Raw genomic sequence first — 11,225 nt, forward strand, 5'->3', positions numbered from 1 at the left:
GATCAACCGCCGCGACTGTTTCGTGACTTATGCCAGGGGTGGCGAATTGACGCGAATGCAACACAAGCGGACGAGGCTGATCTCATCCATTCAAGTCAAGGCTCTGATCAAGAAGCGATTGTGAGAGTACGTCAGGTGCGTATGCTATTAATATACTAGACAACTTCCGTGGGAAGCAGTTCATTGAGTTGGGCTTGATTCGGGGGGTGTAATTGTCGTCATGAATTTTGAGCGAGGCCCGTCATCGGACGGCGCCGGCGTACGTGTATCGCCTACCCACCGCTTTCTCAACGAGCTCCTTACACAAAGTGGAGTTGAGGCGCCTGATGGTCGCCCGTTGCATCGCTACCGTATCAGTGATGCTCAGTATCGTTGTGGTCTTGATCTGGTACAGAGGAATTCTGCACTATTAGACCCTAAGAACCGCCCGCTTTGCGCAATTTTCGCGCTCGTCACGTCTGAATGGTTCCGGAGACAGGCCGACACTTTATGGCGGCGCTGGCAGGATGTTGGCGTGGTGCCGGAGACGATTTCAGTCAGCGAACGGAATGACATCGCTCTCGCCGGGCTTCGCTGGTGGGGCCTGAAGCTCATCGTAACCGAAGGGCCTCAACGTACCCGTAACGAGTATTTGATGACGCTCGCCCGCAATGGCGGGCTTCCGTCGACGCTGCTGGTGGGTGAGCGGGCAAATGCTGTGCGCGCCTACTTCGAGAATGTCATGGCGGACTCGCTCGCGTTACCTTGGCCTTCCGCCCACGCCGACTACCTGACCATCGCACGTAGACATGCAGAAGGTTTGCCGGTCAGCTACCAGGACGACGGCATTCTCGACCTAGCTGCGGAGCTCATTGCAGGATTGATCGAGTGCCGTCGCGCCTTGCCAAAGGACCAGCTGAACAACAATCCGGCTGGCTGGCTCGATGCTCATGCAAAAGGCTGGCGCGAGAGCCTTCCGATCTATCTTCCCGAAGACCAGGCGGCATGCAGTCGGCTGTTCAACGACCTGCTGACCGTTGAGCCAAAGTCTCGCAGTGGAGGCATCGGCCTCAGACGCCTGCTCGCACGCGATCCGGAGGGCAGATGGCGTGAAGGGTTCGTCGTTCACGCGGACGGCCCGCTCCAGTTCGATGCACTGCGCGATCAGCAAGAGGGCCGATTCCGCGCTTATTTCGCAGGAAGCGCCGCGCGGCTGACCTCAAGGGAATTCGCACTGATCTACCGCTCGGAAACTGACTCCAAGGGCAGGTTCGAGGTAACGTCACAGTCGCTCGGCCATCCTGGGTTTGTTGGCCCCTTTGCTTTCTCGGAAATGGCAACGGTCGCGCTCTCGCGAGAAGGCCGGACGCTGCCAACCGTCTGCTGGCCAGGCGGCCGCGCCGTCGCTTCCGCATGCCACGTGCTAAGGTCAACTGAGAGGGAGGATCGCCTCGAGCTCGTTGGTACCGGATCTGTCCGCTCGACCGCCGAAGTGCTCCATGTATGGGTTTCGGGACAATCGAGGGTGCTGGGCCACGACGGTGGTGGGGTAGAGTGCCTATGGCAATCCGACGGGCGGGCGCTCTGGCGCGTCGAGGGCATGGCGCTCGTCGAGACGGAAGAGGGAGAGCGCTATCGTGTGCAGGCCGGAGCTTCGTCGGACGACGAGCGGCGGCTCGATTTGGAGACAATCTTCGTTTCTGGTTTGTCCTTCGAAGACGGATCAATTGAACCTGTGGCCGCACCTCTGCGGCCGCGAACTCGCGGGAGCGGCGGTGAACCGCGCTTGCGCTTTCTCAGAGAAGGACGTGAGGTCAATGCTCGAGGAGCCGCGGAAGGCCTCGTTACCGTTCAATGGCTTGATGACGAAGGATTTCTTATCGAGCGGGCTCGGGTTCTTGCCCTGCCTCTGGGCTTTAGTCTGGAGGGCCGCATCGAGACTGGCGGCGCGCGTGTGTCTTGGCAAGGATTGCAGGGCTGGCAGGTTGGGGCAGTCGATGCGTTTGGCACGCAAATCGAGACCGAGCGCCTCGACGCCGGTTTGGTCGCGCAATGGCAGGGACAACCCACTGCGCAACTGCGCATCAGGTTGATCGATCCGTATGGATCTGCGGTCATGGCCATGTTGGACCTGGCGGCTAACGAGACCGTCCTCGTCGACGCATCAGGCAGGATCCGCAAGGACGCGCCAGAATTATCGCTTGCCAATTTGCGCGGAGCCGTTCTCCTCACCGGTCGGGCGGTGACGGTCGATCTCGATTTGCGAGGAGCGGCGAGTGCGCGCGCTTTGATCGCCCGCCGTGTCGAAGGCGAGACGCCAATGATCAAGTTTGGTGCGCTGGCCGAAAGCCTGCTGGGCCTGTCGGCCGAACGTGGCCCCAGCGTGGTGATCAGGGACGATCGCAATCGGCCGCTATGCACCATCCGCCGTAGTCAAACCGTGCCGTTTGTCAACGACGGCAAGGCCCTCTTCGCGAGTTTGGCTGCAGATGCGTTCGCAGTGGCAAGGTCACTCCTCCATCCTGAAACCGAGCTGGCCCTCACCCAGATCGGCTCCGGACTATTCCAGCTGCCAACCCAGCCGGATGGCCCCTATCTCGTGTATTGCCGTAAAGGCGACGCAGTTGTGACACGTCCATGGCTGATTGACGCTCCTGTAGCCGGTGGCAGCTCTTCGACCACAACGCGCCTGCAGGCGAATTCATTGATCTCAAAGGAAGACGAACGGCGACTGGCAATCCAGGAGGAGCTTTCGAGCATTGCCGATCGGACGGCATCTAGCGCGGAGCTCTCTCACCTTATCCGTGTTGTCGCGTCGCTTAAGGGGCTCAGTCCGCGAGCGCTCGACCTCACGCGGGAGTTGCCTTCCTGTCCCAAGCTGTTGTGTCGTTTGCTGTTGGCCGCGAGCCCCGAAAGACTAGAGGCAATCCTGACGCTGGAACGCGATCTGCCGTTCCTCTGGATGGCCTTGCCTGTGGACGCATGGAAACAAGCCGCAGGCGCCGAATGGGATCGCGCTGTGCAGGAATTGTCGACTGTGTTCGATTCCGCCCAAGCGTCGAAACAAGCCACGATGCAGATGCAGAAGCGATTTGAAACCCTGGCTGAGCGCACCTTATGGTTTGCCGGTGTGTCACGTTCAATCGGCATTGGAAAGACGCTGCCTCAAGACCTTCGGTCCGTCGCCCAGAATTATGTCCGCCTTCGCTACGACCAAGTGGACAATCTGCCACGCAGCCTTGCTGAATACGCTGCTCGACTGGGCGCACCGGCCGGGCTCCAGGGCTTCGACTACAATCACTTCCCGATGCTACTGATGCCGCTTTGTCTCGCCGGCATTGCTTGCGGAAAACTGGAGATGACGCCGGATGTGGCGGCGGGCCTCCGGAACGCGCTGGACTTCGATAGCACCTACATCGCGACAGCTTACCCTCATTGCCTCGAGTTCCTTTCCAAATGACCATCAGACCCTTCGAGACCCTAAGCCGCTTGCGCCAGCGCATGGTGGAAGCCGTGATAGCCCAATCAGGTCTGCGGCATCCGGCGTTGACGGCTCATCTAAGAGAAACGCTGTCCAACCCGCACCATGAAGGCGCACTCATACCGCCACCCGTGCTGGAAGGCGCCTTTCCATTCGTCACAGCCGACGAGACGCTGGCGGCACTGTCTGGGAGACTTCTCGATGAAGGAACTGTCGCAGCTCTTGCCGGAGACAACAGCGGCGAAGGCTATTCCTTTCCGCAGAAGCGCTCTCCTTATCAGCATCAACTTGAGGCGTGGCGCGTATTAGGAGATCCGAAACCAAGGAGCGCCATCATCTCCGCAGGTACGGGCTCGGGCAAGACCGAATGCTTCTTCGTCCCTATGCTCGACAGCCTCTACAGGAGAAGGGCGCGTGTGAGTGGTGTCGAAGCCATCATGCTTTACCCGCTCAACGCATTGATCGCCAGCCAACAGGAACGCCTCGACGCCTGGACGAAGCCGGCCAATGGCGCCATCCGCTACTGCCTATATAACGGCAACTTGCGTGAGAAGCTGAAGGCAAACGAACAACGAGAGGCATTGTCGCGCGCGCCGCAGAATGTGCCGGACCGCCAGGCGCTTCGCAGAGATCCGCCTCCGCTTCTCGTGACGAACCTCACGATGCTTGAGTACATGCTCGTCCGCCCGCAGGACAGGCCAATTCTGGAAGCATCTCGCGGTCGACTGAAATGGATCGTGCTGGACGAGGCCCATACACTGGTCGGCTCGGCGGCAGCAGAAGTTGCGTTGCTCTTACGTCGAGTCATGGAAGCCTTCGAGGTCGGCCCCACGACGGTCCGTTTCGTTGCCACTTCGGCGACCATCGGCGAGGGTGCCGACGTTGAAGATAAATTGCGCCGCTTCCTTGCAGACATAGGCGGCATTCCGCTCGACCAAGTGACCATGATCACGGGACATCGCCGGCTTCCGCGCCGTCCAGGAGCGGGCGGCGTCGCGCCAAAAGTGGCCGATCTCGGGACGTTGTCTCCGCAAGCTCTCTTCGACGTGCTAGGCAGCCACAATCCTGTGTGGTCGCTGGTGGAAAGGCTTAAGGATCGATCGGTTCCATCGGCAGAGCTCGAACGACTGGCCGGCGCGATTGGGGTGAACGGCGAAACACTGGCAATGGCGCTGGCGCGCGCCCAGAATGCAAATGGAGAAACATTGGCGCCTCTGCGCGTCCATTCCTTCCATCGCGCCTCACCGGGCCTTTGGTGCTGCACCAATCCAGATTGTCCTGCCAAAATCGGCGAAGGATGGTCGGCCGGAAGGGTTCTTTACGAGCGCGAGGAAACCTGTCCGTCATGCCGCATGCCCGTCGCCGAGCTGTTCACATGCAATGAGTGCGGCGAAGCCTTCATGATTGCCGAGGAGAAAGGCGATCGCCTAACTCCGCCACGCAATCTGCCGCCCTCTGACGAGTTCCTTTTCGAAGCGATCCGCGAAGTCGAAGCTGATGGGGAGGATGAGGCTATCGAGGAAGTGTCCGCGTTCGACATGCCGTCGGTTCGTCACTGTTTTTCGCTGCAAGATGCGGGTCTGCTGCCCCTTTTCATAGAAAAGGCGACTGGCCGTACGGCAGATTCAGGCAGCGAGGGCCGTTACCGTCTAACATCTCATGGCGATGGAACGGGACCTTGCCCCTCGTGCAGCGCCAGAAACAAGTCAGGTGACAAGCTCTATCCTTTCCGCTTTGGCGCTCCTTTCATCATTGGCAACGCGGCTCCAATGCTGCTTGCGGCCATGCCTCCTGCCGATAAGGTGGTCGTGCCTCTTCTGCCGCAAACACCCCCGGACCTTCCAGCCAGCGGGCGCCAACTCATCAGCTTTACCGACAGCCGCCAAGGCACCGCTCGCATGGCCGCCCGCCTGCAGATCGAGTCGGAGCGAGCTTTCGCCCGCTCGTTCATCTACCAGGCTGTTCAGCTGAAGGCTGCGGGTGACGGGGAGAGCGAGAAAACGATAGAACTTCGCGGGAACATAGCTCGGGTCAAGGAACGCGAGGGATGGCAGGACGACGCCTTATTCGCATCCCTCGTGGCTGGCTGGGAGAAGGAGCTTGCGCAGCAGTCTGGCGGCGGGACTATCAGCTGGCCCGACCTTCGCGCGAGCTTGGCTGACCGGATTGAAATACGAGAATGGCTGCCGCAGGTCTGGGGTGATCGCGCTGACATCTTCAAGGCCTCCGGGTCGTCGCCTGCTTCGCAGTTGGCGAACGCGCTCCTGCTGCGTGAACTGCTACGACGTCCACGCATGGCGAACACGCCTGAGACCATGGGGCTGGCGCGGCTCGTCTATCCAACGGTCGAGAGGATTGTAGACGCCCCGCGCGGGTTCCTGCAACGAGACGCCACGCTTGAGGATTGGAAGGCCTGGCTTGGCAGCATTTTGGTATTCGCCGTGCGGTCACCGTTTGCGGTCGCCGTGTCACGTGATCTTCTCCGTTGGATTGCGCGCAAGGGATTTCCGAAGAAACTCTCGTCGCCAGGCCTTGAGCCGGCGAGAAGACAACAGGCCTGGCCACGTGCTTCCACGTCGGCGAAAATCCCTCAGGTAGTTGAGTTGCTTCGCCTGGGCCTTGGTCTCAATCCGGGTTCGAAGGAAGACCGGATGGAGATGAACGATTGGCTGGAGAAAGCGTGGAACCAGCTCCTTCCACTCTTCCCGGCGAATGAAAGCGGCGAGCGTGCGCTGGATTTTGACCTGCTGCAGATTGCACCGCTCAAGAACGCGTTTCTCTGTCCCGTCACGCGACGTATCGTCGACGTCGCACCTTTCGGGCTGACCCCGTATGCTCGCATTGCAAGGGATCGCGCCGAGCCTATTACGTTGCCGTCCTGTCCCGTTCACGGGGATGAGGCGATCCGCCGCGCATTCACGGAAAACGACGCGACTGTTGCGGAACTGCGGGCGCGAGGTCTCTGGACGGACCTCCACGACCGCATCGCGCTGTTCTCGCCCTATGCTCGGTCCGCCGAACATTCGGCTCAGCTCTCGCCGGCACGGTTGCGGCGCTACGAGCAAGCTTTCAAAGCCGGAAAGATCAACTTCCTGAATTGCTCGACGACGATGGAGATGGGCGTCGACATCGGCTCGGTGAACGGGGTCTTGATGACGAATGTTCCGCCATCCATTGCCAACTACCGCCAGCGTGTCGGCCGTGCTGGCCGGCGTGGTCAGCCTCTATCGCTCGCCTTCACGTTTGCGAAGGATAGACCGCTGGATCGTGAGGCTTTCCGCGATCCAGCGGTCTATCTGAAGCGCGAAATCGCAGCGCCTAGAGTAGCACTGGACAGCCGACCTATCGTGCTGCGCCACGTGGGAGCCTTCTTTCTCGGTCGCTTCCTAGAGGCAAATAGCGGCAACGCCCTGAAAATGGCTGCTGGCGATTTCTTAGGCTGTCCAGAGGCACCCCGCGCCGCTCGCGCTGTCAAGGCGGAACGGCCCGTCGCGCGGTTTCTAGATTGGCTGAGTTTGGCTACGACGGCAAATGACAACGAAGCCGCGCTCCATCGCCTTGTGCGGGGCACCGTGCTCGACGGTCGGCGGGACCTTGCTGAGCTCACCGCCGAAGCTATGGCAGCGGTGGAATCCGAGTTCGCCGACGAGTGGCGTGCGCTTCAGGAACAATTGCCGGGGGCGACGGAAATCGGTGCGGCGAAATCGCTTGAACTCCATCTAAAACGGTTGTGCGGCGAGTTCCTGCTGTCTGATCTCGCAGATCGAGGATTCCTGCCTGGGCATGGCTTTCCAAACAACATTGTTTCTTTCGAGCTTGGCGGTTCTCTCCCTGACGAGGATGTGCCGGATGGCAGAATCGGCCAGCGTCACGGCGGACCGAAGCGACCGCTCGACATCGCCATCCGTGACTACGCTCCGGGTTCCGAGACGGTGGTTGACGGGCAAGTCTATCGTGTTGGCGGGGTCACGCTGAATTGGCATCGCCCTTCAAGCGAACAGGGCATGCGTGAGATTCAAGCGTTGCGCTGGGCTGCCCGTTGCGCACATTGCGGCGATTCATGGACGGGTGCCGGCTCGTGGCCCGAACAGTGCCGGACTTGCGCGGACGCGGCGATTAAAGTCGACGATTACCTGAAGCCAGCCGGCTTTCTTCGCGACAGCCATATCGAGACGCATGCCGATATCGACCAAGTCGCCTATGTTCGACCCGAGCCGCCGCGCATTTCGGCCGGATCCGCCCCATGGGAAGCCCTGACCAAGCCGACCGCGGGGCGTTTGAGGCTCAACCGCCGTGGAACCGTATACTACCATACGAAAGGGCCGGGCTCGCAACCCTCCGGCTATGGGCTATGCCTGTATTGCGGCCGCATGGAACCGATGAAGCCAGGCGAAATGGTGTGTTCGGGGCTTGATGACCATAAGCCGCTTCGCTCGCCGGAGAATTTCATGGAGCCCTGCGAGGGAAACGAAAAGCCGTTCACCATCAAGATTGGCCTGCATCTGGGTTATGAGATTCACACGGATGTTCTGGAACTACAACCGGCAGCGACACCTGACATTGGTGCCGCAAATGCGCTCGCGATCGCCATGCGCGAAGCGCTTGCGCGGCACCTGGGAATCGATCCGGACGAGATGGGTTACGGCATTGGCGCGTCGCGCAATGCCATGACCAGCACCACGCTTTCCATCTTCCTCTACGACCGAGCCGCAGGAGGTGCAGGCTATGTGGTACGCGCGGCAGATGACATCCGTGCGATCTTGAAGAGTGCTCGCGCAATACTCGACTGTCCGCGCAAGTGTGCCCATGCCTGCTCATCTTGCGTCCTCGTCTCCGATGCGCCGGAGAAAGAGGAGGAACTCGACCGAATGAAGGCCATTACCTTTATGGATGCGCATCTTTGCCTTCCGGACATGATCAGCCCAGAGGACGTTTTCGCGCCGCGTGCCGACATATCCGGGCGACCGCTCGCCGAGATCGACGAATGGCTGAACGGTCACGGCCAATCGAAACTCTTTTTCTGGGCGCAGTTGCGCGATTTGGTAGCACTGGAGGATTGGCCCCCGACCTCTCTGTTCCGGCGCTGGGCAGGCAACGGCCGGGCAGTCACGCTCGTCCTTCCTAGAGGCACTGTCGACGCGCTCGACGCGTCTCAACTTCTTTATCTCCGGGATTACAGTTCGAGGCATCAGGTTGTTATCGCCGAGGGGGAAACCGTACGCTTTAGCAATAGTGGCATCTTGTTTGCCTATGCGACGGATGGGCAGGGGGGTCATGCCTGGGCGAGCCGGGACGAAGCGATCCAATTGGCCGCACCCGACTGGGGCGCCAGCCACAGTCTTCCCGTTGCACGCGCGCCCCTGGAACTTGAGCCTGGGGTAGCGACGGTCAGCCCCGAACGGTTGGCGCCGAAGAGCGGTGCCGCAGTGGTCATCCTTGATCGAACCTTTGACGGCCCTATCAGCGCCTTCGGCGAGAAGATGTCGAAAGCTATCCGCACGGCTGCAGCTGATTGCGGTGTCTCGGCGAAGGACCGGCCTATCCAAGTTTCCTACCGTGATCGCTTCGCGCGGTCACCGCTAGTTCTTCGTCTCCTCGTTGATACCGTGTCAGTTCTCGCCGGAGGCGAGACGATACCTCTGTCGATCGAGACCGCATCGGACAAGGACTCGGGGTATTCGCGGAATCAGGTCGCCTCTGACATCACCGACAACGACATGTTGGACGCTTTTGCGGGAGCCTATGGCGACCGTCGGAATCTCGACGTCAAGCTGACAGTTGGCCAGCCACCCCACAAGCGAAGTCTGATCCTCGTGTACGAGTCGGACCGGAAGCTGACTGTTGATCTCGACCAAGGTTTCGGCTGGCTGGTTTATGAAGGCCCCGACCGAAGCTTCGACGCAGGTGCAGCGCCGCATTCCGCGGCAAGCCACATCGCCAATTTGTCAGGGAGACTCCGTCGTCGGCATGATCATGACAGCCAGATGGTGGTGTGGCGATCTTAGGCGAAGTTTGCCTACTGCGTCCGCCTTTGCTGCAGTTCCAAGATCGCGCATGCGCCAACAGCGGTCATCGCCTGCAGCGGCGATCAAATGCGTGTATGCCAGGGCCGAAAGCTGTTAGTCCGCTATTGGGTCAGGACTACAAATAAGCTGCCGCCTGGTCGGGGTCTCCGAATCCGCAGAGCTGTCCAGCAAGCACAATCCCTCGAATCACGCCGTGCGACATTCCCATGGCGGCTGGACGGTCCCGACCCAGATTCTGATTTCCTCATTCCGGGCCACTGCCTGCTCGGCGGCATAGGCTCGAGATTCTTCTCTGGCGAGCAGCCCGGTTTATTATTCTGACAGGCCGAGGCTAGCTTCCGCCGCAAGCGCATCGCCGAACAGAGGGACCGCCTGCGCGATGTCTTCGTAGGAGATGCGCTGCCCGAAGGCCGTGCACCGCACGCGGTTGCGCTCGATGAAGTCGAGCGGCGCCAGCAAGAGGGTCTCGAAGTCGGAGTAGTTCAGGTACTTTGGCTTGTTTATCGTAAGCGCCAAGCTGACCCCATCTGGCGCGGCTTGAGGTGATGAGCGAGACATACTGACACTGAAGCAAGGAGCCGAGGAGCTTGCAGTGTCAATTTCTATGTCTGCGCCTATGCCTGATGATAGAAGTTTCCATGTTCTTGAAGCGGTTGCCAACCGACTGGAGGCAAGCCCGCAGCGTCCGCGCCGGCGCTGGTCGGCGGAAGCGAAGTCGCGGCTGATCGAGGCGACACTGAAGCCGGGCGCGAATGTATCGGCCATTGCCAGACAAGCGGGGATGGCGCCGGCCCAGCTGTTCGGCTGGCGGAGCAAGGCGATCAAGAGCGGTGCGGTCACGCCACACAGGGATGCGGAGCGGCTCGGCTTTGTCGAGGTCACGCCGACAGCGTCCGCGTCGGTGGAGATCGAGCTGGGTGGCGTGGTCATTCGCGCCGGTGCCGATATCAATGAGGAGCAGCTGGTGCGGATTATCCGGGCGGTTCGCCAGGCATGATCCCGGCTGGCGTGAAGGTGTTGGTCGCCAGTCATCCCGTCGATTTTAGAAAAGGTCCCGACGGCCTTTTGGCACTGGTGCGCGATGCCGGCTCGGATCCATTCAACGGCGCACTTTATGTATTCCGCGCCAAAAGAGCGGACAGGATCAAGATCGTCTGGTGGGACGGCAGCGGCGTGTGTCTTTATGCCAAGCGGCTGGATGAGGCGAAGTTCTGCTGGCCGCGGATCGGCCACCACCGGGTCCAGCTCAATCATGCTCAGCTCATGGCTCTGGTTGACGGAATGGACTGGAAACGGGTTCGAACGGAGACCGTCAGGCGGCCGCAATCGGTTGGGTAAAACCCTGCGGCATGATGAATCAGGGGCCTGAAAACGCGGGAAAATTGCCCGCGAATATGCTCTGATTTTGGCCATGTCGGCACCCGATCTCGCGCTCCCGGACGACGTTGACGCGCTCAAGGCGATGGTTGTTGCCATGGCCGAAAAAGCCGCCGGTCTGGAAGAGCGTAATGCCGATCTCGAAGCCCACAATACGCATCTCGAGTTGGTCAACAAGAGCGCCGAGGAGCGGATCGCACGACTGACGGCGGTGGTGAAGATGCTGGAGCGGTCGCGCTTCGGCAGCCGCTCCGAAAGGTTGCGGGCCGGTGCGCTGAGCGAGGAGCAGTACGCTCTGGTCTTCGACGAGATCGAAACCGGCGTGGCGGCCATCCAAGCGCAGATGGAGAAGTCTGCGGGCG

General features: G+C 60.5%; 6 protein-coding genes. 5 read left to right on the forward strand and 1 reads right to left on the reverse strand.

Annotated elements, in window-relative coordinates:
- The first annotated feature begins 220 nt into the window (after nucleotides 1-220).
- Together NKH99_RS28620 and NKH99_RS28625 are read left to right on the forward strand one after the other, a co-directional pair.
- Nucleotides 221-3,439: an STY4851/ECs_5259 family protein gene (locus tag NKH99_RS28620; RefSeq protein ID WP_353017076.1), complete on the forward strand. Its 3,219-nt coding sequence runs from the start codon at nucleotides 221-223 to the stop codon at nucleotides 3,437-3,439.
- Complete coding sequence (locus NKH99_RS28625) at nucleotides 3,436-9,465, forward strand: DEAD/DEAH box helicase (RefSeq protein ID WP_353017078.1); 6,030 nt, start codon at nucleotides 3,436-3,438, stop codon at nucleotides 9,463-9,465. The genes NKH99_RS28620 and NKH99_RS28625 overlap by 4 nt, the downstream gene beginning before the upstream one ends.
- Before the next feature lie 333 nt (nucleotides 9,466-9,798).
- On the opposite strand, the gene NKH99_RS28630 is transcribed toward NKH99_RS28625, so the two are convergent.
- Nucleotides 9,799-10,002 carry a hypothetical protein gene (locus NKH99_RS28630; protein WP_353017080.1) on the reverse strand — a complete coding sequence of 68 codons (204 nt, stop codon included), beginning with the start codon at nucleotides 10,000-10,002 and terminating at the stop codon, nucleotides 9,799-9,801.
- Nucleotides 10,003-10,102: 100 nt separating this feature from the next.
- On the opposite strand from NKH99_RS28630, the gene NKH99_RS28635 reads away from it, so the two are divergent.
- The 3 genes from NKH99_RS28635 to NKH99_RS28645 form a co-directional block, all read left to right on the forward strand.
- Nucleotides 10,103-10,483 carry a transposase gene (locus tag NKH99_RS28635; protein ID WP_245274633.1) on the forward strand — a complete coding sequence of 127 codons (381 nt, stop codon included), beginning with the start codon at nucleotides 10,103-10,105 and terminating at the stop codon, nucleotides 10,481-10,483.
- Nucleotides 10,480-10,824, forward strand: a complete 345-nt coding sequence (gene tnpB / locus NKH99_RS28640; protein ID WP_023675163.1) for an IS66 family insertion sequence element accessory protein TnpB — start codon at nucleotides 10,480-10,482, stop codon at nucleotides 10,822-10,824. Before NKH99_RS28635 ends, tnpB begins: the two co-directional genes overlap by 4 nt.
- A 73-nt stretch (nucleotides 10,825-10,897) precedes the next feature.
- Nucleotides 10,898-11,225, forward strand: a 328-nt coding sequence (locus NKH99_RS28645) for an IS66 family transposase (RefSeq protein ID WP_502900116.1), incomplete at its 3' end; no start/stop codon positions are given.

The sequence above is a fragment of the Mesorhizobium sp. M0854 genome (assembly GCF_040319815.1).
Lineage (GTDB): Bacteria > Pseudomonadota > Alphaproteobacteria > Rhizobiales > Rhizobiaceae > Mesorhizobium.